Annotated in this window: 21 protein-coding genes and 2 tRNA genes; 8 read left to right on the top strand and 15 right to left on the bottom strand. The window is 71.3% G+C overall.

Going from position 1 to position 25296, the window contains the following annotated elements; all coding sequences use genetic code 11:
- Window positions 1-23 precede the first annotated feature (23 nt).
- Window positions 24-104 (top strand) — tRNA-Leu (locus AAEP86_RS08760).
- 128 nt (window positions 105-232) lie between these two features.
- Window positions 233-919 (top strand): DedA family protein, encoded by a 687-nt coding sequence (locus tag AAEP86_RS08755; protein WP_420370155.1) that lies wholly within the window; start codon window positions 233-235, stop codon window positions 917-919.
- A 27-nt stretch (window positions 920-946) separates the two neighbouring features.
- On the opposite strand, the gene rdgB is transcribed toward AAEP86_RS08755, so the two are convergent.
- Genes rdgB through murI form a run of 3 tightly spaced genes read right to left on the bottom strand, consistent with a single transcriptional unit; the run spans window position 947 to window position 3113 of the window.
- Complete coding sequence (rdgB, locus tag AAEP86_RS08750; protein ID WP_420370154.1) at window positions 947-1537, bottom strand: RdgB/HAM1 family non-canonical purine NTP pyrophosphatase; 591 nt, start codon at window positions 1535-1537, stop codon at window positions 947-949.
- Complete coding sequence (rph, locus tag AAEP86_RS08745; RefSeq protein ID WP_420370153.1) at window positions 1534-2271, bottom strand: ribonuclease PH; 738 nt, start codon at window positions 2269-2271, stop codon at window positions 1534-1536. The genes rdgB and rph overlap by 4 nt, the downstream gene beginning before the upstream one ends.
- Window positions 2268-3113, bottom strand: a complete 846-nt coding sequence (murI, locus tag AAEP86_RS08740) for a glutamate racemase (RefSeq protein ID WP_420370152.1) — start codon at window positions 3111-3113, stop codon at window positions 2268-2270. The genes rph and murI overlap by 4 nt, the downstream gene beginning before the upstream one ends.
- Before the next feature lie 116 nt (window positions 3114-3229).
- Here murI and AAEP86_RS08735 point away from each other — a divergent pair, with 116 nt between their 5' ends.
- The gene (locus AAEP86_RS08735) at window positions 3230-4519 is read left to right on the top strand and encodes a nicotinate phosphoribosyltransferase (RefSeq protein WP_420370151.1); all 1290 of its coding nucleotides are present in this window, start codon (window positions 3230-3232) and stop codon (window positions 4517-4519) included.
- Window positions 4520-4558: 39 nt separating this feature from the next.
- Here AAEP86_RS08735 and AAEP86_RS08730 read toward each other — a convergent pair whose 3' ends face one another.
- From AAEP86_RS08730 to AAEP86_RS08720, 3 genes are all read right to left on the bottom strand, one after another.
- Entirely contained in the window at window positions 4559-4822 is a 264-nt protein-coding gene (locus AAEP86_RS08730) for a DUF3039 domain-containing protein (RefSeq protein WP_071290874.1), read from the bottom strand.
- A gap of 969 nt (window positions 4823-5791) precedes the next feature.
- Complete coding sequence (locus tag AAEP86_RS08725; protein ID WP_420370150.1) at window positions 5792-7363, bottom strand: ABC transporter permease; 1572 nt, start codon at window positions 7361-7363, stop codon at window positions 5792-5794.
- Window positions 7339-8724 (bottom strand): ABC transporter ATP-binding protein, encoded by a 1386-nt coding sequence (locus AAEP86_RS08720; RefSeq protein ID WP_420370149.1) that lies wholly within the window; start codon window positions 8722-8724, stop codon window positions 7339-7341. The genes AAEP86_RS08725 and AAEP86_RS08720 overlap by 25 nt, the downstream gene beginning before the upstream one ends.
- 299 nt (window positions 8725-9023) lie before the next feature.
- Between AAEP86_RS08720 and AAEP86_RS08715 the strand changes: the two genes are divergently transcribed.
- The 4 genes from AAEP86_RS08715 (at window position 9024) to AAEP86_RS08700 (ending at window position 11769) form a co-directional block, all read left to right on the top strand.
- Window positions 9024-9719, top strand: coding sequence for an NTP transferase domain-containing protein (locus tag AAEP86_RS08715; protein WP_420370148.1), 696 nt, complete (start codon window positions 9024-9026; stop codon window positions 9717-9719).
- Between the two features lie 41 nt (window positions 9720-9760).
- Window positions 9761-10585: an ABC transporter permease gene (locus tag AAEP86_RS08710; RefSeq protein ID WP_420370147.1), complete on the top strand. Its 825-nt coding sequence runs from the start codon at window positions 9761-9763 to the stop codon at window positions 10583-10585.
- Window positions 10585-11355 (top strand): ABC transporter ATP-binding protein, encoded by a 771-nt coding sequence (locus AAEP86_RS08705; protein WP_420370146.1) that lies wholly within the window; start codon window positions 10585-10587, stop codon window positions 11353-11355. Before AAEP86_RS08710 ends, AAEP86_RS08705 begins: the two co-directional genes overlap by 1 nt.
- Before the next feature lie 111 nt (window positions 11356-11466).
- A complete protein-coding gene (locus tag AAEP86_RS08700; RefSeq protein WP_420370145.1) occupies window positions 11467-11769 on the top strand; it encodes a hypothetical protein in 303 nt (100 codons plus the stop codon).
- A 46-nt stretch (window positions 11770-11815) separates the two neighbouring features.
- Here the strand turns inward: AAEP86_RS08700 and AAEP86_RS08695 are convergent, their stop codons facing one another.
- The 5 genes from AAEP86_RS08695 to AAEP86_RS08675 all read right to left on the bottom strand — a co-directional run bounded on the left by AAEP86_RS08695 (window position 11816) and on the right by AAEP86_RS08675 (window position 18175).
- Window positions 11816-13051 (bottom strand): CDP-glycerol glycerophosphotransferase family protein, encoded by a 1236-nt coding sequence (locus AAEP86_RS08695; protein WP_420370144.1) that lies wholly within the window; start codon window positions 13049-13051, stop codon window positions 11816-11818.
- 42 nt (window positions 13052-13093) lie between these two features.
- Complete coding sequence (locus AAEP86_RS08690; RefSeq protein ID WP_420370143.1) at window positions 13094-13948, bottom strand: glycosyltransferase family 2 protein; 855 nt, start codon at window positions 13946-13948, stop codon at window positions 13094-13096.
- Window positions 13949-13998: 50 nt separating this feature from the next.
- Window positions 13999-14817, bottom strand: coding sequence for a CDP-alcohol phosphatidyltransferase family protein (locus AAEP86_RS08685; protein WP_420370142.1), 819 nt, complete (start codon window positions 14815-14817; stop codon window positions 13999-14001).
- 9 nt (window positions 14818-14826) lie between these two features.
- Window positions 14827-15870 (bottom strand): glycosyltransferase family 2 protein, encoded by a 1044-nt coding sequence (locus tag AAEP86_RS08680; protein WP_420370141.1) that lies wholly within the window; start codon window positions 15868-15870, stop codon window positions 14827-14829.
- 316 nt (window positions 15871-16186) lie between these two features.
- Complete coding sequence (locus AAEP86_RS08675; protein ID WP_420370140.1) at window positions 16187-18175, bottom strand: S1C family serine protease; 1989 nt, start codon at window positions 18173-18175, stop codon at window positions 16187-16189.
- 189 nt (window positions 18176-18364) lie between these two features.
- On the opposite strand from AAEP86_RS08675, the gene AAEP86_RS08670 reads away from it, so the two are divergent.
- On the top strand, window positions 18365-19567 hold the full coding sequence (locus tag AAEP86_RS08670) for an aminotransferase class I/II-fold pyridoxal phosphate-dependent enzyme (protein ID WP_420370139.1): 1203 nt from the start codon (window positions 18365-18367) through the stop codon (window positions 19565-19567).
- A gap of 96 nt (window positions 19568-19663) precedes the next feature.
- Here the strand turns inward: AAEP86_RS08670 and AAEP86_RS08665 are convergent, their stop codons facing one another.
- From AAEP86_RS08665 to AAEP86_RS08650, 4 genes are all read right to left on the bottom strand, one after another.
- Window positions 19664-20482: a carbon-nitrogen hydrolase family protein gene (locus AAEP86_RS08665; RefSeq protein ID WP_420370138.1), complete on the bottom strand. Its 819-nt coding sequence runs from the start codon at window positions 20480-20482 to the stop codon at window positions 19664-19666.
- Window positions 20483-20766: 284 nt separating this feature from the next.
- Window positions 20767-20843: transfer RNA gene (locus AAEP86_RS08660), tRNA-Met, on the bottom strand.
- Window positions 20844-20907: 64 nt separating this feature from the next.
- The gene (locus AAEP86_RS08655; RefSeq protein WP_420370137.1) at window positions 20908-23895 is read right to left on the bottom strand and encodes a UPF0182 family protein; all 2988 of its coding nucleotides are present in this window, start codon (window positions 23893-23895) and stop codon (window positions 20908-20910) included.
- A 253-nt stretch (window positions 23896-24148) separates the two neighbouring features.
- Window positions 24149-25258, bottom strand: a complete 1110-nt coding sequence (locus AAEP86_RS08650) for a PDZ domain-containing protein (RefSeq protein WP_420370136.1) — start codon at window positions 25256-25258, stop codon at window positions 24149-24151.
- Window positions 25259-25296 lie beyond the last annotated feature (38 nt).

Raw genomic sequence — 25296 nt, 5'->3', positions numbered from 1 at the left:
CGCTCGGTAGACTGCCGCTGCTCGCGGGAGTGGTGGAATCGGTAGACACGCAGGATTTAGGTTCCTGTGCCCCAGGCGTGAGGGTTCGAGTCCCTCCTTCCGCACCTGTCGCGGCGGCAAGCCGCAGCATCAGAGAACTCCATCGCCGGACGGATGGGACGGCGGGCCCCGGACGGTACCCTCGTCTCGCGGGAGTCCTCCCCGTGACCCCGCCTCCACGACCGGAAGAACCATGCACTCCGTCGCACTCGCCCTGATCCCCTGGCTGGATCCGCAGTACATCCTCGACCACTTCGGGGCCGTCGCCGTGCTCGTCGTGTGCGCGATCATCTTCGCCGAGACCGGTCTGCTGATCGGCTTCATCTTCCCCGGCGACAGCCTGCTGGTGATCACCGGCCTGTTCGCGTTCGACCGCGGCGGCGAGATCGGCGGGATCCCGGTGTGGGTGGCCGCGTTGATGATCGCCGCATCGGCGTTCCTCGGCGGCGAGCTGGGCTACTACATCGGCAAGAAGGCCGGACCGCCGATCTTCGAGCGCAAGGAGAGCGGCCTGTTCTCCAAGGCCAACGTGGACCGCACGAACGCCTTCTTCCACCGCTTCGGCCCGCTCGCGGTGATCCTCGCCCGCTTCGTGCCGGTGGTCCGCACGTTCCTGCCGATCGCGGCGGGCGTCGGCCGGATGAACTACAAGAAGTACTCGCTCTACAACGCGATCGGCGCGGCCGTGTGGGGCGTCGGGGTCACGTTCCTCGGGTACTTCATCGGGCACATCCCGTTCGTCGCGCACATCGTCCGCGAGTACATCGACATCATCCTGCTGGCCGCGGTCGTGGTGACCGTCGTGCCGATGGCGATCACGTACATCCGGAACGCGCGCAAGGCCAAGCACGACGAGCAGGAGCAGGCCGCCACGGAGTAGTCCGCGCGGCCCGCCCCCTCCGGGCGACTACGCCTCGAAGTACTCGCGCACGATCGGCGCGATCCCGCGGAACGCCTTCGAGCGGTGGCTCAACGCGTTCTTCTCGTCACGGGTCAGCTCCGCCGAGGTGCGGTCCGCGTCGTCCGGGCGGAACACCGGGTCGTACCCGTGGCCGCCGTCGCCGATCGGCTCCGTCGTGACCTCGCCGTTCCAGACCGCCTCGAACACGTGCTCGGTGCCGCCAGGGGTCACGAACGCCGCAGCGCACACGAAGGCCGCGGTCCGCTCGACGACGCCCTCGAGGTTCCGCAGCAGCAGCGCGATGTTGTCCGCGTCGACCCGCGTGCCCGCGTACCGCGCCGAGTGGATGCCGGGAGCGCCGCCGAGCGCGTCGACCGCGATGCCGGAGTCGTCGGCGAGCGCCGGCAGTCCGGTGTGCGCGACCGCAGCCCGCGCCTTGATGAGGGCGTTCGCGGCGTAGGTGTCGCCGTCCTCCACGGGCTCCGGGCCGTCGTAGCCGACGAGCTCGACGCCGCCGAGGGCCTCGCCGAGGATGTCGCGGAGCTCGACGACCTTGCCCTGGTTGTGCGTCGCGAGGACGACCGTGCGCTCGGTCACGCGATCCCCAGGGCGGTCTTCTGGAGGGCTGCGAGCGACCGGTTGCCGGCCAGGCCGAGGTCGAGCAGGGTGTCCAGCTCGTCGCGGTCGAACGGCGCGTGCTCGGCGGTGCCCTGCACCTCGATGAACTTCCCGGAGCCGGTCGTGACGATGTTCATGTCGGTGTCGGCCGCCGAGTCCTCGGTGTACGCCAGGTCGAGCATCGGCTCGCCCTTGACGATGCCGACCGAGATGGCCTGCACGCTGTCGGTGAGCGGCGTCGCCTTCTTGGCGATGAACCCCTTGTCGCGCCCCCACTCGATCGCGTCGACCATGGCGACGTACGCGCCGGTGATCGACGCCGTCCGGGTGCCGCCGTCCGCCTGCAGCACGTCGCAGTCGATGACGAGGGTGTTCTCGCCGAGGCTCTTCATGTCGATGACCGCGCGGAGCGACCGGCCGATGAGGCGCGAGATCTCGTGCGTGCGGCCGCCGACCTTGCCCTTGATCGACTCGCGCTGCATGCGCTCGTTCGTGGAGCGGGGCAGCATCGAGTACTCGGCGGTGACCCACCCGGTGCCCTTGCCGGCGAGCCAGCGGGGCACCCCGTTCGTGAAGCTCGCGGTGCACAGCACCCGGGTGCTGCCGAACGAGATGAGCGCGCTGCCCTCGGCCTGCGTGCTCCACCCCCGCTCGATCGTGACGGGACGGTGGTCGGTCGCGGTGCGGCCGTCGGCGCGGAGCGTGTCGCTCATGGGGTCCTTTCGGTGCGGGGCAGCGTGATGGCCCCGGTCTGGAGGTGACCGACGCTGGAGACCTCGGGGCCGAGGAAGCGTCGGGCGAGTCGGATGAAGCCGTTCTTGTCGTCGCCGGTCGCCTCGAACGAGTACGTCGGCGGCTCGTGGGCGGTGCGTTCGAGGCCGTGCTCGACGAGCCGCCGGTACACGTCGTTGGCCGTCTCCTCGGCACTGGAGACCAGCGTGACGTCCGGCCCCATCACGTACTGGACGGCCGCGGACATGAGGGGGTAGTGGGTGCAGCCGAGCACGAGCGTGTCGACGTCGGCAGCGCGGACCGGGGCGAGGTAGCCCTCGGCGACCTCGCGCAGTGCCGCGGACGAGGTGTCCCCGGCCTCGACGAACTCCACGAAGCGCGGGCAGGCCGCGAGCGTCAGCGTGACGTCGGACGCGACGGCGAAGGCGTCCTCGTAGGACCGCGACGCGATGGTGCCGACGGTGCCGATGACCCCGATGCGCCCGGTCCGTGTCTGCTTCACGGCCGCACGGGCCGCGGGCTGGATGACCTCGACCACGGGGATGCCGTACGCCTGCTCGTACCGTTCGCGGGCGTCGCGGAGGACCGCCGACGAGGCCGTGTTGCACGCGATCACCAGCGCCTTCACGCCCTGCTCGACGAGGTCGTCCATCACCTCGAGCGCGTAGCGGCGGACGTCGGCGATGGGCTTCGGACCGTACGGCGAGTGCACGGTGTCGCCGACGTACCGGATGCTCTCGCGCGGCAGCTGGTCGATGATCGCGCGGGCCACCGTGAGCCCGCCGACCCCGCTGTCGAAGACTCCGATCGGTGCATCCGTCACGGTGACCAGCGTACCGACGCCGTCCGACGACGACGGGACCGGCCACCGGGGTGGCGCGGGCCGACCGCCCGGGGCGATCCGCGCCTCCCGGGTGGCACCTGGGTAGTGTCGGGGAGGTGACCAGCGCGCTCCTGACCGACCAGTACGAACTCACGATGGTCGACGCGGCCCTGAAGGACGGCACGGCCGACCGACGCTGCGTCTTCGAGGTCTTCGCCCGCCGGCTGCCGGACGGGCGACGGTACGGCGTCGCCGCCGGTCTCGGGCGGTTCCTCACCGCCCTCACCGACTTCCGGTTCGGCGACGAGGAGGTCGGGTTCCTCCGCGACCGCGGCGTCATCGACGCGGGGACCGCGTCGTGGCTCGCCGACTACCGCTTCACCGGCGACGTCCGCGCCTACCGCGAGGGCGAGGTCTTCTTCCCGAACTCCCCCGTCCTGCAGATCGAGGGCACCTTCGCCGAGGCGGTCGTGCTCGAGACGCTCGCGCTGAGCATCTTCAACGCCGACTCCGCGATCGCCTCCGCCGCGGCACGCATGGTGTCCGCAGCCGACAAGCGTCCGCTCGCCGAGATGGGCTCCCGCCGCACCGGCGAGTGGAACGCCGTCGCCGCAGCCCGGGCGGCGTACATCGCCGGGTTCGGCGCGACGAGCAACCTCGAGGCCGGACGCACCTGGGGCATCCCGACGATGGGCACCGCGGCCCACGCGTTCACGCTGCTGCACGACTCCGAGGAGGCGGCGTTCCGCTCCCAGCTCGACGCGCTCGGCAACGGCACCACGCTGCTGGTCGACACCTACGACATCGAGACCGCCGTCGACACCGCTGTACGCCTGACCGACGGCAAGCTCGGGGCCGTCCGGATCGACAGCGGCGACCTGCCGTCCGTCGTCGCCTCGGTCCGGGCACAGCTCGACCGGCTCGGCGCCACCGGCACGAAGATCACCGTCACGAACGACCTCGACGAGTACACGATCGCCGCGCTCCGGGCCGCCCCGGTGGACTCCTACGGCGTCGGGACCTCGGTCGTCTCCGGCTCCGGACACCCGGCGGCCGGCATGGTGTTCAAGCTCGTCGCCCACGAGGACCCCGCCGGCGACGGCTGGGTCCCGGTCGCGAAGAAGTCCGCCGACAAGGCGTCGACCGGAGGCCGCAAGGAAGCCGGCCGCCGCCTGCGGAACGGGATCGCGACCGCCGAGGTCGTGCTGACCTCCGGGCAGGTCGGGCCCGACGAGCGCCCGCTGCTCGTCCCCGTGGTCAGCCAGGGTGAGGTCGACCCGGCCTTCCTCGGGCCGCACGGGGTCGAGGCCGCGCGCGCCCACCACAAACTGGCGAAGGCGGAGCTGCCGGCGGACGCGGCGCGGATCGGGCGCGGGGACCCGGCGATCCCGACGCTCGTCATCTGAGGCGGGGCGCCTCCCGCTCGGGGCCTGCTCGCTTGCTTGCTACTCGGCCTTCATCTTCTCGTAGATCGCCTTGCAGTCCGGGCAGACCGGGAACTTCTCCGGGTCGCGGCCCGGGATCCACTTCTTGCCGCAGAGGGCCTTCACGGGCTTGCCGCTGAGGGCCGACTGCAGGATCTTGTCCTTCTTGACGTAGTGCGAGAACCGCTCGTGGTCGCCGGGCTCGATCGCTTCCTCTTCGAGGAGCTTCTCGAGTTCACGGTCCATCACGTCGAGGCCGCCGCCGCCGGGTTCCATCGTGCTCATGGTCCCAGGGTACGACGCCGCGGGAGCGCGTGCGCGGGTGGGCGTGCGCTGTCGGCGAGCGGGCGGGCGCTGTCGGGTCGCGGGCGCGTGCCGCGGATGCCGGCCGCGGGTGCCGGGTGCCGCGCGCTTTCGGCGAGCGGGCGGAAGACCCGGGTAGCGCCGACGCCGACCACGAGCATCCGCCCGCTCGCGCGGCGGACGCCCGCCCGCCCGGCCTCCCTCGTCCGCGAGCGGGCGGAACACCCGCGTCCCGCGCGCAACCACCGGCCACTTTCGCCCGCTCAGCATCCAGACCTCCCCGCAGCTCGCGTGCGGTCCCAGCCCGCACCGTCGAGCGGACGGAAGAACGCCGTCCTGACAGCAGACACCACGCGCTTCCGCCCGCTCACGCGCCGGAACCCACTCGGCTGACCGCACCGAGGCTGAACGGGCGGAACAACCCCGTCCCACGCGCAGACACCCCGCGCTTCCGCCCGCTCGAGCGTCGGGCCCGCTCGCCGACCCCAGCGAAGCCGAACGGGCGGAACTCCCCCGTGCCACCGGCGAGCACCCTACGGGTCCGCCCGCTCGCGCCGGACAGGACGACGGCCAGAGCGCCGGGCGGCGAACGGGCGAACAACGCTGGTCACGACCGCGGGCACCACGAGCTTTCGCCCGCTCGCCGACGACCACGACGAACCGCCCACTCGGACAGGAGCTCCGGAGCAGCGGAGCACCCCGCGGCCACCCCCCGGGGCGCACCCATCCACAACGCACTCGCGCGCACCGACGGGCCGCACCAGCACGACGGAGTCGCCCCGCGCCTCCCGGAGGTCAGCAAGCCGACCGGCCAGCACACCGACCGGCCAGCACACCGACCGGCCAGCACACCGACCGGTCAGCACGCCGGCCGCGCAGCACACCGGGACGCCAGCTCGGCGGCCGGACCGCAGTCCGGGCGTCAGTGGGCCAGCCGGCCCGCAGCCCGCCTCAGTTGCGCTGCGCCGCCGCCAACAGGTCCGGCCCGTGCTTGTCGAAGAGCCGCCCCCCGACGGCCACCCCGGCCGCGAGCACCACGAGGCCCACGCCGACGCCGACCACGAGGGTCAGGACCGCCCACGGGGCCGGCCCGTCGACGAGGGCGAGCACGGCGAGCCACGCGGCCGGCACCGAGCACACGACGATGCCGATGACCATGGTCGACTGCGCCACGGACGCCACCGCGCCGGCGGCCTGCGGCTGCTGGAACGGGTGGTCGCCCGGACGGACGGTCGGGTACGGCAGCAGGACGGACACGACGCTCGACAGTCCGAGGCCGGCGAGGAGCGCACTCGCGCTCACGCCGATCAGCACCGGGAACGCGGTCCAGTCGCCGAACAGCCAGGCTGAGGCCCAGGCGCCGGCGACGATCGCGGGGAGGCCCACGGTCAGGACGGGGACGAGCCGGCCGAGGCGGTCGCTCCACCCGGGGGCACCGGAGGCGACGTGCAGCCACACCGCGGTGTTGTCGTAGGACACGTCGTTGTGCGGAAGGAACCCGGCGATGAGCGCCATGAGCGGCAGCGGCACGAGCGCCGTCCAGTGCCACGGGACCCCGGCGACCCCGAGCGGGATCACGACGACCGGCACGAACACGATGATCAGGTACGAGGCGCGGTACCGCGGGTCGCGTCCCCAGTAGGTGAGCGCACGGGCGGCGACGGCGGCGACCGGGGTGGAGCCGAGGCGGTCGAACCAGCCGAGCCCGCGGTAGCGGCGGGTCCGCGCGCGTCCGTCGACGGTCTCGAGCGCCCGGCCCACGAGCGCCCACCAGGCCCACCCGAGGAGTGCCACGACGACGAGTGCCACGAGGAGCTTCACGAGCCCTTCGCCGACGTGCCCGGTGGCGACGTCGGCGGGTGCGGCCCAGGCGGCGCCCCAGGGCGTCCACCCGGCGACGTCGGCGATGCGCTGCATCTCGGTCGACGTCGGGGCGAGCCAGTCGGCGCGGAGCAGCAGCGAGGCGCTGGGGATGCCGAGCACGACGATGACGAGTGCGACGAGCCACCCGGCGTCGCGCGAGCGGTGCGCCCCGATCACGGACGAGCCGACGGCGCTCCCGACCCGGACGAGCAGCGCGCACGTCGCGATCGCGAGGACGGCACCCACGACGCCGAGCACACCGACGCCGGCACCACGCATCCACGTGACGGACTGCGCCACGGCGACGACCGCGACCGCGACCACCGGCACGCCGAGCAGACCGGCGACGCCGAGGCCGACGGCGAGGTCCCGCCGTCCGATGCCGAACACGGTGAAGCGGCGGGGATCGAGCTGGTCGCCCCGACCGACGACGAGCGGGACGACGGTGAACGCGAAGGCGATGAGCGTGCCGACGGGGACGACCACCGACCGGGCTGCCTCGGCCGAGGCGTCGCGCAGCGCGACGACCTGGACCGCGACGAACACGGCGGCCACCAGACCGGCGAGGCTGCCGAGCACGACGAGGACGGACCTGCGGGCACTGCCGCGGACTTCCCCGGCGAGCAGGTCGGCCCTCAGCCGGAGAAGCTGTGCAACCATTCCATGCTCTCTGCGACGACGCGACCGCCGGCGAGTTCGACGAACTTGTCCTCGAGGCTCTTGCGCCCACGGACCTGCGCCATCGTGCCGGAGGCCAGGACCCGGCCGCCGACGATGATGGCGACGGAGTCACACGTGCGCTGCACGAGCTCCATGGAGTGGCTGGAGAGCACCACGGTCCCGCCGCCGCGCGTGTACCGCCGGAGGATCTCCGTGATGGTGGCCGAGCTCACCGGGTCGACCGACTCGAACGGCTCGTCGAGCACGAGCACCCGCGGCGAGTGGATCAGCGTCGCCGCGAGGGCGATCTTCTTCGCCATGCCGACGGAGTAGTCCGCGACCTGGCGCCCGAGCGCCTCCCCGAGCCCGAACGCCTCGGCGAGGTCGGCGCTGCGCTTGCGCGCCGTCGCCCCGTCGAGTCCGCGGAGCGTCGCCGAGTAGTAGAGCAGCTGCGCGCCGGTGAGCCGGTCGAACAGCCGGAGCCGGTCCGGCAGCACTCCGAGGTCGCGCTTGGCGGCCGTCGGGTCCGCCCAGACGTCGTGGTCGAGCACGGTCACGCTGCCGGCGTCGGGTCGGAGCAGGCCGGTGACCATCGACAGGGTGGTGGTCTTGCCAGCGCCGTTCGGACCGACGACGCCGAAGATCGAACCCTGACGGATCTCGAGGTCGACCTCGTCGACGGCGAGCGTCTGGCCGTACCGCTTGACGAGGCCGCTGGCCCGCAGCACGACGGGCTGCTTCGGCTCCTTCGGAAGGGTCGCCGGCCGCTTCGCGGACGCCTGGCGCTTCTTCCCCTTGGCGCCGGCGGCCGGGGCCGGTTCGGTCGTCGACGCACCGCCCGCAAGGGCGGTCGCGCCGTCGTCGGCCACGGCGTCGTTCGCGGTCACGTCGCCTTGGTCGGTCGCGGCGTCCCGGTCTGGAGGCACGGTGCCGGTCGATCCCGCCGCCTGCGCCGGGCGCGTGGCACGTCCCTTGCCCCCGCGACCCTTGCCCGGGCGGCGACCGGACGACGGCGGGGCGACGACCGACGCCGTGTCCCCCGGTCGTGCCCGGTCGGTGTCACCGTCGGAGACCTCGTCGGCAGCGGCGGCGGACCGTGTCGCCGCGCCCGTGGCAGCAGCGTCGGCCACGCCGTCGTCGGCCGTGGGCCCGTCACCCGAGACGGTGTCCGTCGCGGCCGTGTCGGTGTCGTCGACGACCGTCGTGTCGTCGGTCATCGTGTCCTCAGCGGAGGCGTCCAGCACATCCCCGTCCCCCATGTCGTCATCAGCGGCTTCCCGCGCCGCGGTGGCGTCGTCCTCGGTCAGCCACGCTGCGTCGGACGTGGCGTACACGTCCTCGTCGTCTGCTCCGGCTGCCACGGCCCCACCGTACCAACGCTCCGTGGTCGCCGGGGAACGGCCGCTCACAGGGTCACGAAATGAGCACGAAGCGGCCCGGTCCGTACCCCGACGCGGGGTGGTTCCGTATCATTCACCAGGACACGACGGAGTGTTCACCACTTGGAAACCTGCTGCGGCCGGTGCTCCCGTGGCGCCCCTCGCCCTGCGAACGACCTCAGGGACGGCGCGTTCACGGGGAACTCGGACCTTCCGCGAGCAGACTCGACGAGGCCCGCCTGTGCCCAACGGCGCTCGGGCGGACACCGGAAGGGACCAGCATGACCACGCAGATCGTGATCCTCGCAGCGGGGATGGGCAGCCGCCTCGGGCGCAGCCTGCCGAAGCCGCTGACCGAACTCAGCGACGGCCGCACCATCATGCAGCAGCAGTTCGACAACATCCGCGCGGCCTTCGGGTCCAGCGCACGGGTGACCATCGTCGTCGGCTACAAGTCGGAGTACATCGTCGAGGCCTTCCCCGAGGCGAACTTCGTCTACAACGAGTCCTACGACTCCACGAACACCTCGAAGAGCCTCCTCCGTGCGCTCAAGGCCACCGGCAAGTCCGGCGTCCTCTGGATGAACGGAGACGTCGTCTTCGACCCGCGTGCACTCGTCCGCGCCGCCGACATGATCGACGAGGACCGCTCGTTCGTCAGCGTCAACACCGAGAAGGTCTCCGACGAAGAGGTCAAGTACACGGTCGACGCCGAGGGCTTCATCCAGAAGCTGTCGAAGCAGGTCGTCGGTGGCCTCGGTGAGGCCGTCGGCATCAACTACGTCGCTGCACAGGACAAGCAGGCGCTCATCCGTCAGCTCGGTCGCGTCGACGACCAGGAGTACTTCGAGGGCGGCATCGAGGCGGCCATCGCCGAGGACGGGCTACGCTGGTCGCCGGTCGACATCTCCGACCTGTACGCGGTCGAGATCGACTTCGCCGAGGACCTCGAGCGCGCGAACAACCTGTTCGCCTGAACCGCCAGGACCCCCTCGGCGGTTCCGCCCGGAGGGAAACCGTGACCACAGCGAGCGCGCCGACCGTGCCCTCGGCCACCGCACCGGCGGCGAGCCGGAGCGCCGGTCGGCGCTATCGTTCTGCCCTCTGGCTGCTGACCGTCCGCGACCTCCGCGTCCGCTACTCGACGTCGGCGCTGGGCTACTTCTGGTCGATCCTCGACCCGCTGGTGATGTCGGGGATCTACTGGTTCGTCTTCACGCAGGTGTTCCACCGCGGTTCCGTCGGCGAAGAGCCGTACATCGTGTTCCTGCTGTCGGCGCTGCTGCCGTGGATGTGGTTCACCGGAGCCGTCTCGGACTCGACCCGGGCCTTCATCAAGGAGACCAAGCTCATCCGGTCGACGACGATCCCGCGGAGCATCTGGGTCGCTCGGGTGAACGCGTCCAAGGGCATCGAGTTCCTCCTCAGCCTGCCCGTGCTCGCCGTCTTCGCGATCGCCACCGGAGCACGGGTCCACTGGGAGCTCGCGCTGTACCCGCTGGCCATCCTGCTGCAGTGCGGACTGGTCTACGGGCTCGGTCTGATCGTCGCGCCCCTGGTGGTGTTCTTCCGCGACCTCGAACGCGCGGTCAAGCTCGTGCTCCGCTTCCTCTTCTACGCGTCGCCGATCATCTACGGCACCCAGGCGCTGCCCGACAAGCTGCACGACCTCGCTGCGTTCAACCCGCTGAGCGGGATCTTCGGCATCTACCGGTCCGCGTTCTTCCCGTCCCAACTCGACTGGTTCGAGGTCTCCGTGTCGGTCGTCGTCACCGCGGTCGTCGTCGTGGTGGGGCACGTCGTGTTCCGGCGCAGCGAGCACCGGGTCCTCAAGGAGCTCTGATGACCGCCACCGAACAGACCAGCCGGGCCGCCACCGTCGCACCCGTCATCTCCGTGCGCGACGCCGGCATCCGGTTCAAGCGGAACCGACGCGCGAGCCGCAGCTTCAAGGACCTCTTCGCCGGGAGCAACCGTCGGAAGCGCGCGGACGAGTTCTGGGCGCTCCGCAACGTGTCCTTCGAGGTCCGCCCCGGCGAGGCGATCGGCGTCGTCGGGCGCAACGGCCAGGGGAAGTCGACGCTCCTCAAGCTCGTCGCCCAGGTGATGCTGCCCGACGAGGGTCGCGTGCACGTGGGCGCCGGCGTCGCACCGCTCATCGAGATCACCGGCGGGTTCGTCGGCGACCTGTCGGTGCGGGACAACGTCTACCTCACCGCGGGCCTGCACGGCATGTCCCGGTCCGAGATCCGTGACGCCTTCGACGAGATCATCGCCTTCGCCGAGATCGGCGACTTCGTCGACACCCCCTACAAGCACCTGTCGAGCGGGATGAAGGTGCGCATCGCCTTCGCCGTCATCTCCCGTCTCGACGAACCGGTGATCCTGGTGGACGAGGTGCTCGCGGTCGGCGACAAGGCGTTCCGCGAGAAGTGCTACAAGCGCATCGAGGAACTGCTCGCGGGCGGCCGGACGCTCTTCTTCGTCTCGCACAGCGACAAGGACCTCCGCCGGTTCTGCGACCGGGGCCTCTACCTCGACAAGGGCCGGCTGCAGCTCGACGGCACCATCGAGGACGCCCTCGCCCGGTACTCGGCCGACTACGGCGTCTGAGGCACTGCCCGCTCCTCCACAACCGGTCCGCCCACCGCCGCCTCCACAGCCCTCGGGGTCGACAGCCGAACCACGGGGCCGGCCGTCGGACCCTCCCCCTACCGTGGCCGCATGCACCACCCGACACCGGCCTACGCAGTCCCGTTCACGATCGACCGTTCCCTCGCTCCGCGCCGCTACGAGCTGGTGAACACCGGCGACGAGCCCGTCGACGGCCTCACCCTGACCCACCTCGGCAACGGCTACTGCCCACCGCTCGCCGTCCGCCGACTCGAGCCCGGCCGTGGGCTGTCGATCGCGGTGTTCGGCGCCGACCCCGAGGAGACGGGTGTCGTCGTCGTGCGCTGGCGTCGCCCCGACCGCTCCGAGTACCTCTGGCGGATGTCGCTCGTCGGGGCCGGACGTGCTGCCTGACCCCGCGACGGTGGCCGGGCCGCCGTCACGGCGTGCTCCCCGCCGGTCAGGCGCGGTGGCTGCGCTCGGCGGCGACCTCGTCCCAGCGTCGCAGCAGCCGTTCGACGGCGTCGTGGAACCGCGCCGTGGCAGCGCCGGGCGTCGTGTCGCCGAAGTAGCGCTGCACCCAGTGACGCAGCTTCGCCAGTTCGTCGGCGTCGTGCGCCGCGGCGTCCACGCGCGCCACGACCGCCGCGGCGTCCGCCGCCCGCAGCCAGTTCGCGTCGCCGAGGTACCCGCGCTCGTCGACGTCCGCCTCGGGCGCGACCGGGCGCGTCACGATGAGCGGCTTGCCGACCGCCAGCCGGTCGTAGATCATCGCGCTGATGTCCGTGATCGCGACGTCTGCGGCGGCGAGCTGCCAACCGAGCTCCGGCCCGTCGTCGTACACGTGGTGGGCGGACGGGTCAGCAGCGTTGGCCCGGGCGATCGCCGCGACGATCCGCTCGTGGGCGGCCTTGTACGCGGCGTCCAGCACGCCACTGCGCGGGTGCGGCCGGTACACGAGCCGGTGCCGCCGCGACGCGAGCACCTGGTCGGCGATCGTCGTTCCGTGGCTCGCGATCGACCCGTACGCGGCGGCCGGACGGTCCCCCTCCCACGTCGGTGCGTAGAGCACCACGGTGCGGTCGTCCGACGGGTACGGCACCGCACCGGCGAAGTGGTCTGCCTGGGGGCGGCCGATGGCGATCGCGCGGGCGTCGAGGTCGTAGTCCCACAGCGCGTCGGCGAGACGGTCACGAGCGGCGTCACCGGCGATCAGGGCGTAGTCGTACGCCTTGAACTGGTTCGTCGTCATGTACATCTTGTCGCTCTCGCCGTGGTTGACGAAGACGTGCCACATGCGCCCGTACCGCATCATCTGGAAGTTCCGGGCGTTCTGGTTCACGTACAGGACGACCTTGGGCGCCTGCTCGTCGACGAACCGCTCGAGGTCGACGACCTGGCGAGCGTAGACCGCGGGCACCGGGGACTCCTCGAGCAGCGTGAGCATGGTGCCCGGGCTCCGCGAGACGATCGCGACGGGGTGCATCGCGGCGAGCTCGGCGAGCGGGGCGTACCACTGCCGCACCTGGTACATGTTCACCGGACCGTCGGCGAAGTACACCGCGATCTCGATCGTCCCCGGTGCGGGGACCGGAGCGGACGGCAGGCGGCGCGCCAGGTCACGTCGGCTCCGGCGCGAGCGGATCAGACGCTCGGCGAGCCGGACGGCGCTGCGTGCGTCACTGATGATCGACATGGTCCCTCTTCCGGTGTCGGCGGGCGGTCGGTGGTGGCGGTGTCAGACGACGGGCGGACGGCCCGCGAGCGTCATCCGGCCGATGGTGAGCCAGCCCATGACGCGGGCGGGGCCGCAGTCGGTCGTCCAGCCCTCGCGGACGCCGCCGAACCACGTGGCGAGGCGCCGCGGGTGCCGCCACCACCGGGCGACCTGGATCGCCGCCCACGACCCGACGTACACCGGACGGAGCGCTGCCGGCAGGTTGCGGCGGGCGAGCCACACGCGGTTGCGCGCGTTCAGACGGTAGTACTCACGGTGGCGTGCCGGGTCGATCGCCGGGTGGTTCGCGACGAGGTCGCCCGCGTACCAGGTGCGTCGCCCCGCGTCCCACACCCGCCAGGCGAGCTCGATGCCCTCGTGGGCGTAGAAGTACTCTGCGCCCCAGCCGCCGGTCGCACGGTAGACGTCCATCGGCAGGACGACCGCGCCCTCCCAGACGGAGAACACCGGGGACGACTGGTCGGCCTCGCCCTTCCGGATGCGCGGGATCCAGCGAGTCGGGTTGGCCACGCCCGTCGGGTCGACCACGCGGGGCTGCAGCAGTCCGAGCGACGGATCCCGCTCGAACAGCGCGATCGCATCGCGCAGGAAGGTCGGCGAGGGGATCCAGGCGTCGTCGTCGAGGAAGAACACGTAGTCCCCGTCGACGGTCTCCGCACCCGCGTTCCGACCAGCGGGGATGCCGACGTTCTCCGGCAGGGCGAGCGCGCGCACCCCCTCCGGCAGACCGGTCGGTTCCCAGCCGTTGCCGACGCACACGACGTCGAGCTCCACGTCCTGCTGGGCGAGCACGCTGTCGAGCCCGCGGCGCAGGTCCTCGGGGCGGGTCCCCTGTGACAGGCTCACGACGGCCACGCGGGGACGGTCGCGGTGCGGTACGGCGTGGCGTCGGACCGTGGTGGCGCTCACCCGCGCACCCGCTTCGACGAGATGATCGCGACGAAGTGGCCGAGGGTCGCCAGCACGGCGAGCGGCAGCAGCGCCCCGACCAGGATCCGGTCGGCGAGCGGGTGACCGAGGACCATCGCCAGCAGCGCGAAGACGAACGCCAGGATGGTCAGCTCGACCGAGTGGTACAGACGGTGGAACGGCAGGAAGCGCGCGGCTCGGCGCAGCGTCGCGAGACGACGACCCGACGGCACCGTGCCGGCGTCTCGCCGGTCGACCAGCTTGTCGAGGCCCGCGTTGGCGCGGGCGACGTGGACCATGTCGTTGAGCGCCTTGTTCAGCACGATCACGAGCCCCAGCGCACAGCCGATCGTCGTCCACATCCAGTCGGCGCCGTGGATCGGCCACGTGGCCGCTCGCACGCCGAGCGCGATCGGGATGAGCCCCTCGGTGGTGTAGTGCCCCACCTTGTCGAGGAACACCCCGGCCGGCGAGCGGGTGCCGCGCCAGCGGGCGACCTCGCCGTCGCAGCAGTCGACCAGCATCTGCAGCTGTCCGAGCACGAGCGCGAGCAACGCGCCCCAGATCCCCGGGATCAGCAGCGCCGCGGCGACGCTCCACCCGACCAGGATCATCAACCCGGTGACCTGGTTCGCGGTCACGCGCGTCTTCAGCAGCAGCCAGGTCAGGTAGGGCGACACGTCGCGCAGGTACAGCGATGCGGTCCAGTGCTCGGCGTTCGCCCGCGAACGGACCTCGTCGGGTTGGGCGACCGCGCGGAGTTCGGCGATCGAGGTCGGGCGGGCGTCGCCCCGACCGGTCGTGTCATCCGTCAAGAGAGCAGGTCACCGTCCCGTGTGCGTGGTCAGCTCGGACGTCCGGGTCAGGAAGCCGATGATGAAACCGACTCCCCAGCCGACGTGGATGCAGGGCAGCACCACGAGCAGCCAGAGGAGTGTCGGCAGCCCCGAACGCCGGGCGACCGCGACGGCCCCCAGGACGACGAAGACGATGTAGACGGCGGGCACCACGAAGCCGAGCAACGCCCACGCCGCACCGGAACCGAGCGCGGCACCGATGATCCCGACGATGCCCGCGACGACGCCCAGCGCCATCGCGGCGACCATCGCGGGCGGCACGAAGTAGCGGAGGCCGTTGTTCGCGGGGAACCGGCGCGCGAGCTCACCACGCCACAGTCCGGTGGCGACGAACTGCCGGACGAGCCGCTTCAGGCTCGGTCGGGGGCGGTACGTCACGACGAGCTCGGGCGTGAACCAGACGGTGCCGCCGGTCTGCCGCAGCCGCCGGTTGAGCTCCCAGTCCTGACCGCGCTTGATGCCCTCGTCGAACAGCCCGACGTCGAAGAGTCGGTCACGGCGGAACACCCCGAGGTACGCGGTCTCGGCCGGACCGGCTCGTCCGCCGACGTGGTGCGGGGTGCCGCCGAGGCCGACGCGGCTGCCGTACGCGAGCGCGACGGCCCGCTCGAACGGGGTCCGGCCCTCGGCGTGCATGATGCCGCCGACGTTGTCGGCACCCGACTCCTGCAGGACCCGGACCGCCACGCGCGTGTAGTCCGTCGGCAGCACGGAGTGCGCGTCGACCCGTACGACGACGGGGTGCACGGACGCTCGGATCGCCACGTTGAGACCCGCGGGCGTCGAGCCGACGGGGTTGTCGATCGCACGGATGCGGGGATCGGCGGCGCTCATCTCGGCCACCAGCTCGTTCGTGCCGTCGATCGACGGACCGAGCGCGAGGATCACCTCGAACGGACCGGTGTAGTCCTGGTCGAGCAGGCTCTGGACGGCGGCACGGACCTCGGTGACCTCGTTGAGGACGGGCATCACGTACGAGACGCCCGGCAGGGGCTGTCCGTCTGTCTGCATGCGTACCTCGGGGTCCTGGCTGGGGTGCACGGGACGCACCGCGGACGGCGCCGCCCCGCAGAGCGACCCCGAGCCTATCAAGACCGCCACCCGCCCACGACGCGACGGGCCCGCCGGTCGGCCGTCGGTCAGCGACGCGCGGACGGACCGACCGGAGGCGCGGTGCCGGTCGGCGGTCGGCCCGCGACGCCCGGACAGACGGACCGACCGGAGGCACGGTGCCGGTCGATGGTCGGCCTGCGACGCCCGGACAGACGGACGGGAGGCGCGGTGCCAGCTGGCACCGCGCCTCCCGTCCGTCGCGGTCGCGACCGCGTCAGCCCTTGTAGGTCCCGAGCGTCACGTCCGCCTGCCGGGTCTCCCCGCCGCGGATGTAGGTGATCGTCGTCTTCGCACCACCGGCGAAGTACCGGACCTGCGCGGTCAGGTCGGTCGCGTCGGAGACCGTGGCCGACCCCAGCTTGGTGACGACGTCGCCGGCCTTCAGGCCGGCCTTCGCCGCCGCTCCACCGGAGGACACGGACTTGATGAGGCCGCCCATCTGGGTGGCGCCGTCGCTCTGCGCGGCGTCACCGACGACCGCCCCGAGGAGCCCGTGCGTGGCGGAGCCGTCGTCCTTGATCTGGTTCGCGACCCGCTTGACCAGGTTCGACGGGATCGAGAAGCCGACGCCGATGCTGCCGGACTGACTGGTCGAGTCCGAGGAGCTGCTGGCGCTCGCGATGGCGACGTTGATGCCGATCAGCTTGCCCTTGGAGTCGAGCAGGGCACCACCCGAGTTGCCGGGGTTGATCGACGCGTCCGTCTGGATGACCGGCAGCGACACCGTGCTGTTCGAGGACGAGCTGCTGCCGTTGTCGCCGTTGCCCCAGAAGTCGAACGGGCCGCCGCTGTTGCCGCCGCCCTCGTTCGAGTCGCCGCCCTTGCTCGGTGCGCTCGAGGTGACCTGGATGCTGCGGTCGAGGGTCGAGACGATGCCGTCCGTGACCGTGTTCGACAGCCCGAGCGGGGCACCGATGGCGACCGCCGTGTCGCCGACGTTGAGGTCGGACGAGTCGGCGAAGCTGATCGGCTTCATGTTGGTCGCGTCGACCTTGATGACCGCGAGGTCGACCGTGGGGTCGGTGCCGACGAGCTTCGCCGGGTAGATCCGGCCGTCGGCGGTGGTGACGGTGATCTTGCCGTTCGAGCTGTCGCCGTCGAGGGTCACCACGTGGGTGTTCGTGACGATGTAGCCGTCCTTGCTGAACACCACGCCGGATCCGGTGCCGGACCCGTTGGCGGCCGAGACGCTGATGGTCACGACGGACGGGGTCGCCTGCGCCGCCACCGCGGTGACGACCGTCGCGTTGTTGTAGTCGTTGACCGTCAGGTTGCCGCCGCTCTGCGAGGACGAGGACCCGATGACGGTGCCACCGCCGTTGCTCGAGCCGGCGAGCCAACCGGCACCGCCACCGACGAGGCCCGCGACGACGAGACCGGCGATGATCGGCAGGACGAGCTTGTTGCGGCGCTCGTTCGTGCGGGTCGTGGTCGCTGCACCGGCACCACCGGCAGCGCCGGCGCCGAAGTAGTGGCCGTTGCGCTGGTTCGAGCCGTCGACGTCGCCGAAGGCACTCGTGGCGGAGCCCGGCGCCTGCGCCGAGGCAGCGCTCGCGTACTCGGACGCCGAGGCCGGTGCCGAGCTCGGCTGGCCGTACTCGCCGTAGCGGGGCTGCTCGCCGTACTGGCCGTGCTGGCCGTACTGGTTGTCCTGGCCGTACTGCTGCTGGCCGTACGAGCCGTGCCCGTACTGCTGCTGACCGTGGTGGCCGTCCTGCCCGTACTGACCCTGCCCGTACTGGCTGCCCTGCCCGTACTGCTGCTGACCGTACTGGCTGGTCGGCTGCTGGCCGTACTGGCTCGTCGGCTGCTGACCGGACGCGTGCTGTCCGCCGTACGGGCTGGCGTGCTGCCCGTACCCGCCGCCGGACTGGCCGTCCTGACCCTGGCTGCCCTGGCCGTACTGCTGCTGGCCGTACTGCCCGTACTCGGCGGTCGCACCGGTCTGGCTGCCATCGCCCGACACCGTCGGGTAGGGCGCCGTGTACCGGTCGGTTGGGTGGTCCGCCGACGGGGTGATGACGTCGGTCTCGTTCGCTGGGGCGGGCTGGATCACATCGGTGTGGTCCGCTCGCGTGTCGCTCGTCGGAGCGTCGTCCGTGTGCCGGGAGTCGTTCGGCGAGGCGTCCTCGGCTCCGGCCTGTGCGGCCGTGTCGTCCGGACGGAAGTCGTCGCCCTGCCCGTTGGGCGTGGTGTTCGTCATGCTGGACGTGCTCCTTTCAAGCTCGTGCAGTCTGTCGGACGCACCTGAGCGGTGCTCCTGACGACGCTGCGAGCGACCTATGGCGATCTTATGCGTGACCTGTGCAGCGGTTCCCGGTGAGGCCGCGACCGGAGGCTAGGTTGGTCGGGATCGACCGAGGACGGTCGTCGACACCTCGGAGGGAACCACATGCGTCAGGCAGGACCCTGGTTGCGAGCGGCCGAGGGAGCGATGCTCCTCGGACCGGACGGCGTACCCGCCCCCACCGTGTTCGCCGAGATGAGCGCCCTCGCCGCCGCGACCGGTTCCATCAACCTCGGGCAGGGGTTCCCGGACGAGGACGGCCCGGCCGAGGTCCTCGACGCGGCCGTCGCAGCGATCCGCGACGGCGTCAACCAGTACCCGCCCGGCCGTGGCGTGCCCGACCTCCGGGCGGCGATCAGCGAACACCAGGCGCACTGGTACGGACTGCAGGTCGACCCGGACCGCGAGGTGCTCGTCACCGCGGGCGCGACCGAGGCCCTCGCTGCGACGCTCCTCGCCCTGGTCGAGCCCGGCGACGAGGTCATCACGTTCGAGCCGTTCTACGACGCGTACGGGGCACTCGTCCGGCTCGCGGGTGCCACGCACGTCACGGTCCCCCTGACTGCGCCGGACTTCCTGCCCGACGAGGCGACGCTCCGAGCCGCGTTCTCCGACCGGACCCGGGTCGTCCTCGTGAACACCCCGCACAACCCGACCGGTCGGGTCCTCCCGGCCGAGGTGCTGACGACCGTGGTCGAGCTCGCCGCGCAGTACGACGCCGTCATCCTCACCGACGAGGTGTACGAGCACCTGACGTTCGGCGTCCCGCACGTGCCGATCGCCACGCTGCCGGGAGCCGCCGAGCGGACCGTGACCGTCTCGAGCGCTGGCAAGACCTTCAGCACCACGGGGTGGAAGATCGGCTGGCTCACGGCTCCCCCGGCACTGGTGGACGCGATCACGACGGTCAAGCAGTACCTGACGTTCGTGAACGGCGCGCCGTTCCAGCCCGCGGTGGCGACCGGGCTCCGGCTGCCCGACGCGGTCTTCTCGGGCATCGCGGCGGAGCTGTCGGCGAAGCACGACCTGCTCGCCGCCGGTCTCCGCACGGCGGGGTTCGACGTGCTCCGGCCCGACGGCGGGTACTTCGTCCTCGCGGACACGGCGCCGCTCGGCTACGCGGACGCCCGTGACTTCTGCCTGCGGCTCCCGGAGCTCGCCGGGGTGGTCGGGGTGCCGGTGTCCGCGTTCGTCCGGCCGGAACACGCCGACGGGTACCGGTCGCTGGTCCGGTTCGCGTTCTGCAAACGACGCAGTGTGCTGGACGAGGCAGCCGGCCGCCTCGCGGGCCTCGCCGATCGCCGCTGAGGCTCCGGAGGCGCGGCCAGGCCGTCTCGCGCTCCTCGCGACCGCGGCTGACGGTCTGGAGGCGCGACCCGCCTCCTCGACACCCGTCACCGCGCCCTACTGGTCGCGCAGCACGACGTCGAACCGCCGGAGCGACAGCGACGGGTTGATCCGACGGACGGCGTCGGTGGCCGCCGTGTCGACGGTCGCGACGAGGGTGCCCGGAACCGCGCCGGCCGCTGCGACGGCCACGCCGGACGGGTCGAGCACCACCGATCCCCCGATGCCGATCGGCGGTGTCTGCCCGACGCCGACCACCCACACGGTGTTCTCGATCGCACGGGCCGTCAGGAGGGTGCGCCAGTGGTGTTCCTTGCCGGGGCCCCGCACCCACTCCGCCGGGAGCACCACGACGTCGGCGGCACCGTGCTCGGGAGCGGCGAGGCGACGGGTGACCTCGGGGAAGCGGAGGTCGTAGCAGGTCTCGAGGCCGACCCGGACGCCGTCGAGTTCGAAGACCGGCAGCTGCGCCGGGTCCCCGGACTCGATGCGGTCGGACTCCCGCGAGCCGAACGCGTCGTAGAGGTGCACCTTCCGGTACGTCGCGGCGATCGAGCCGTCGGGCAGGACCGCGACCAGGGTGTTGCGGAACCGACCCGGGGCGTGCGCGGTCTCCGCCACGCCGACCACGAGGGCGATGCCCGTCGCGCGGGCGATGTCCTGCAGCCCGGCGACGAACGGGCCGTCGAGCGGTTGCGCGGCGGCGACGAAGCGGTCGTCGATGTCGGCGGTGAAGTACGAGGTGTACTCGGGCGTGACGAGGAGGGCGGCGCCTCGGGCTGCGGCGTCGTGTGCTGCCTCGCCGACGGTCGCGAGGTTGGCGTCCGGGTCGTCCACGGGCGCGAACTGCGCCGCCGCGATCGTGAGGGTGCCCATGTGCCGAGCGTAGCCGTCGATCTCCGGAGGCCGTTCGTGCGCCTCGTGCCGGATCGGCGGAAGCTGCGAGCCGCGGTTCTCGGGAGCCGCGCGGCGGTCGGCGGTCGGCGGTCGGCGGTCGGCGGTCGGCCCAGCCGAGACTCGTCCCCGCGGACACCGCTCGGGCCCCGGCAGCGCGAAACTGTCCGGCCAGCCGAGACTCGGCCCAGCGAGGACCACGCGCACGAGCTCCGCACACGAAGAAGGCCCCGGTCCGACTGGACCGGGGCCTTCTCTGTGACGCTTGGTTGCGGGGGCAGGATTTGAACCTACGACCTCTGGGTTATGAGCCCAGCGAGCTACCGAACTGCTCCACCCCGCGGCACGTTGAACAGCCTACACGGGGCCGTGGCGGGGCACAAATCGAGTGCCCCGCCACGGTGTGTCTAGTTCCCGCCCTCGGCCTCGGTGGCCGCCTGGATCGCTTCCTGCAGGCGCTGGTCGGCCTCGGCCGCCGCGACCAGGTCGTTCTTCGCGTACGCGTCCTGCCGGTCCTGGAGCGCCTGCTTGGCGTCGTTCAGGGCCTGCTGGAGCGCCGCGTTGTCGACCGTGCCGGACCCCGTCGAGCCGCCCGTGGAACCGGAGTCCGACGAGCCGCCGGTCGAACCGGAACCGGACGACCCGGAGTCGGACGAGCCCGAGTCGGACGAACCCGAACCGGACCCGCCAGCGGCACCCTGGTCACCGGCGGCGGCACCGGAGTCGCCACCGAACAGGCTGTTGAGGGCCTCGTCGAGGGTGTCCTCGAACGCGATCTTGTCGCCGAACGCCACGAGGACCTTCTGCAGCAGCGGGTACGACCCACTCGAGGTCGACTGGACGTACACCGGCTGGACGTAGAGGAACCCGCCACCGACCGGGAGCGTCAGCAGGTTGCCCTGCTTCACGGTCGAGTTGCCCCGCTTCAGGATGTTCAGCTCCGCCGACACCGCGGTGTCCGAGTTGAACAGGTTCTGCACCTGCGCCGGACCGGGGATGTTGTCGGTCTTCGGCATCGTCAGCAGCGTGAGCTTGCCGTACCCGGACGCCTTCTTGCCCCTGCCTGCACCACCCGCGTCGGAGTCCACGGCCAGGTACCCGGTCAGCACGTTGCGGTTGTTCGCGCCGGCGGACTGCTGCGGGATGTAGGTCGTGTACAGCGTGTACGCCGTCCCCTGACCCGGCACCTTCATCGTCAGGTAGTACGGGTCCTGCAGGTTGGCGCGCGGCGTCGTGGTCGTCCCGAGGGCGTTCGTGCCCTGGTTCGTCGTGGTCGCCGTGTCGCTGGTGTCCGACGTGTCCGAGGTGCCCGAGGTGGGCTCCTGCGGCGTGTTCCAGGCGTCGTCACCCGAGTAGAACGAGTTCGCGTTGGTCACGTGGTAGGTGCCGAGGATCGATCGCTGCACCTTGAACAGGTCGGTCGGGTACCGGACGTGGTCCAGCAGCTGCGCGCTCATGTCCGAGACCGGCTTCACCGCGGTCGGGAAGATCTTCTCCCAGGTCTTCAGCACCGGGTCCTTCGTGTCCCACGAGTACAGCGTGACCTTGCCGGTGTAGGCGTCGACCGTGGCCTTGACCGAGTTCCGGATGTAGTTCACCTGGTCGGTGCGGTACGCCGAGCTCTCCGCTCCCGCGATGCTGTCCGACAGGCTCTGGCTCTGCGAGTACGGGTAGGCGTCACTCGTCGTGTAGCCGTCGACGACCCACTGGATGCGGTGGTCGACGACCGCCGGGTAGGCATCGCTGTCGAGCGTGAGGAACGGCGCGACCTTCTTCACGCGGGTGATGGGGTCGCGGTCGTAGAGGATCTGCGAGTCGCGGTTGACCGCGTCGGACAGCAGGATCTGCTCGGACTGGAACTTCGCCGCGTAGACCAGGCGGTTGAAGAAGTTGCCGAGGCTCGGACCGCCGTTGCCGGAGTACGTCGTCGTCGCGTTGCCGCCGTTGTCGTCGTCGGAGCCGGACGGGTAGTCGAGCTCGACGTTCTTCGACCCCTTCGGCGCACCGACGATCGAGTACGCCGGCGAGGTCTCGCCGAAGTACACGCGCTGCTGGAAGTCGCCCAGGGCACCGTTCGAGGGGATGCCCGACTCGAGGAACACCGGCTTGCCGTCGCTGGCGCGCTGGTTGCCGTACGCCGCGGTCACGCCGTAGCCGTGCGTGTAGACGAACGCGCGGTTGTACGGGGTGTTCGCCTGCGAGCTCAGCCCGTCGAGGTCGATGTCACGGACGGCGATGACGGTGTCCTCGGTCTGGCCCTTGACGTCGTAGCGGTCGACGTCGAGCTCGTCCGGGAACTGGTAGTACTGCCGGTACTGCTGCAGCTGGCTGAAGGTGTCCGAGACGATCTTCGGGTCGATGAGGCGGATGTTCGCGGTCGTCTGGGCGTCCTGGGCCAGCGCACCGGAGCTGGCCTCGGTGGTCGCGTCGTAGTTCCGCTCCTGCACGCCGGACACCCCGTAGGCGTCGCGCGTGGCCTTGATGTTCCGCTCGATGTAGGCGGACTCGAAGGTGCGCTCGGACGGCTTCACCTGGAGCCGCTGCACGATCCACGGGTAGATGCCGCCGATGACGATCGCCGCGACGAGCAGCAGCCCGGTACCGACGATCGAGATGCGCCACCGGCCGATGACCGCGGTGACGATGAACAGGATCGCCACGATGGCGGCGATGCCGGCCATGATCTCGCGCCCGGGGATCACGGCGTTGACCTCGGTGTACTGCGCACCGGTGATCAGCGAGTTCGACTTCGTGAGTGCCGCGTACTGGTCGAGCCAGAGGCTGACGGCCTGGAGGGCGATGTAGACCGCGGCCGTGATCGCGAGCTGGATCCGAGCGGCCTTCGAGATGCGGACCTCGCGGCCGCCGAAGCGCATCGCACCGTACAGGTAGCTGGCGGCGAGGGCGGCCAGACCCGCGATGAGCACGACGGCGGACGCGTACGCCACGATGGACCGCCAGAAGGGCAGCTCGAACACGTAGAAGCCGATGTCGAGCCCGAACTGCGGGTCGGTCTTGCCGAACGGGGTCCGGTTGAAGTACTCGAGCACCATGCTCCAGCGCCCGGCGGTGGACAGCCCGGCGAAGATGCCGAGGACCACCGGGATGCCGATCATGACGGCGCGGCGCAGGGGCTCGATGACCTGCTGGTACCGGTCGAGCTGCGAGTTGAGCTTGGCGTAGACCGGGCGGAAGCGGAACGCGATCGCGATGCTCGCGTAGACGGGCACCGCCATCCCGAGGAACCCGGCGAGGAACATCAGCGTCCCCGCGATCCACGTCGTGGTCAGGACCCGCTGGAAGCCGAGCTGCGCGAACCACGCGTAGTCGGTGTACAGGCTCGCGAAGATGAAGAAGGCGATCACCAGTGCGGCCAGCACGATGATCGTGACCACGATCGGGACCCGCGGCGAACGCCGCCCGGAAGGAGAAGGACCCGAGGTGGACGAGGTGGTCGTCACTTGATGTGCTCCAGACGTGTCGAACCGGCGGGCCCGGCGCGGCGGGCCGTCAGTGCGTCGATCCTATTGGTCCGCACCGACAACGAACCTGTACGGCGGCTCAGGATGGTGACCCGCGCCTCCTGGACGCGCTCGGGAGGCGCGGATCGCGACCGCAGCGCACGTCGCGTGGAGCGCGTGGCCGGGGCTAGGAGGTGCAGCGTGCGAGCTTCGCGGTGCTCTTCCCCGCGGCGATGGTGCGCAGGTCGGTGACGGCCTGGTCGAGCGTGGCCACCTTGTACACGTCGAGACCGTCGGGCACGTGCCCGACGACCTCGTCGCAGTTGGCGGCGGGGGCGAGGAAGACGGTCGCGCCGGCGTCCCGCGCGCCGTACAGCTTCTGCCGGATGCCACCGATCGCCCCGACCTCGCCGTCCGCGGTGATCGTGCCGGTCCCGGCGACGTGCTTGCCGCCGTTCAACGCGCCCGGCGTGATCTCGTCGATGATCCCGAGGGCGAACATCATGCCGGCGGAGGGGCCACCGACGTCCTGCAGCGTGATGGACACCTTGAAGGGGAAGTCGTACCGCTCGGTCACGCCGACGCCGATCAGGGCCGTGCCCTGTTCGCTCCGCGGCGTGAGCTCGACCGTCTTCTCCGCGCCGTCGCGCTCGACCACGACCGTCGCCGGGCCGGACGTGCCGTGCTTCGCGACGAGTTCGCGCAGCGACGTCGCGTCGGCGTTGGTGGTGAGCGAGGTGCCGTCGAACGACCGGATGACGTCGCCCTGCTCGATGACGCCGTCCGCCGCCGAGCCCTTCTGGACGGTCCCGACCTCGAGGTCGGTCGGCAGCCGGTAGCCCTGGTGGATGAGGGCTGCGGCCACCGCGGACTGCTGCGACTGCTGCATGTCGGCCGTGTCCTGCTGGTTCACCTGATCGGTCGTCACGCCCTCCGGGTAGATCGCGGAGGCCGGGATGACCGCCTCGGAGCGGCTGAACAGCGCACGGATGACGCTCGTCCACGACGGCCGGTTCGTGGCGTCGCCCTGGATCCCGACCGTCAGCATGTCGAGCGCGCCGTCGGTCGGGTAGGTCGGGTGCCCGCTGACCTGGATCAGTTCGACGTCCTTCGCGTCCTTGCCCGAGCCCTGCTCCTGCGTGCCGATGGTGTTGTAGACGGGGCCGGGCACCTCGATGAGGTACGGACTCGGCAGGATGCTGGCCAGCAGGCCGAGGACCACGGCGCCGATCACGAACGCCCACCCGGTGGTCCGGGTGCGCGAACGTCGACGGGGCTCGGCGGCGAAGAGGGTCACGGGGGTCCTTCCACGGGGGCTCCACGCCCCTGGCGACT

It is taken from the genome of Curtobacterium sp. L1-20, assembly GCF_048755855.1.
GTDB lineage: Bacteria > Actinomycetota > Actinomycetes > Actinomycetales > Microbacteriaceae > Curtobacterium.
This window is presented reverse-complemented; position numbering and strand designations above follow the sequence as displayed.

Excerpts from the sequence above, each read along its gene's own strand:
- AAEP86_RS08705 (WP_420370146.1), top strand. The coding sequence starts at position 10,585 with ATGACCGCCACCGAACAGACCAGCCGGGCCGCCACCGTCGCACCCGTC.
- AAEP86_RS08675 (WP_420370140.1), bottom strand. The coding sequence starts at position 18,175 with ATGACGAACACCACGCCCAACGGGCAGGGCGACGACTTCCGTCCGGAC.
- AAEP86_RS08665 (WP_420370138.1), bottom strand. The coding sequence starts at position 20,482 with ATGGGCACCCTCACGATCGCGGCGGCGCAGTTCGCGCCCGTGGACGAC.
- AAEP86_RS08695 (WP_420370144.1), bottom strand. The coding sequence starts at position 13,051 with ATGTCGATCATCAGTGACGCACGCAGCGCCGTCCGGCTCGCCGAGCGT.
- AAEP86_RS08715 (WP_420370148.1), top strand. The coding sequence starts at position 9,024 with ATGACCACGCAGATCGTGATCCTCGCAGCGGGGATGGGCAGCCGCCTC.
- AAEP86_RS08755 (WP_420370155.1), top strand. The coding sequence starts at position 233 with ATGCACTCCGTCGCACTCGCCCTGATCCCCTGGCTGGATCCGCAGTAC.
- AAEP86_RS08730 (WP_071290874.1), bottom strand. The coding sequence starts at position 4,822 with ATGAGCACGATGGAACCCGGCGGCGGCGGCCTCGACGTGATGGACCGT.
- rph (WP_420370153.1), bottom strand. The coding sequence starts at position 2,271 with ATGAGCGACACGCTCCGCGCCGACGGCCGCACCGCGACCGACCACCGT.
- AAEP86_RS08725 (WP_420370150.1), bottom strand. The coding sequence starts at position 7,363 with ATGGTTGCACAGCTTCTCCGGCTGAGGGCCGACCTGCTCGCCGGGGAA.
- AAEP86_RS08670 (WP_420370139.1), top strand. The coding sequence starts at position 18,365 with ATGCGTCAGGCAGGACCCTGGTTGCGAGCGGCCGAGGGAGCGATGCTC.
- AAEP86_RS08680 (WP_420370141.1), bottom strand. The coding sequence starts at position 15,870 with ATGCAGACAGACGGACAGCCCCTGCCGGGCGTCTCGTACGTGATGCCC.
- AAEP86_RS08700 (WP_420370145.1), top strand. The coding sequence starts at position 11,467 with ATGCACCACCCGACACCGGCCTACGCAGTCCCGTTCACGATCGACCGT.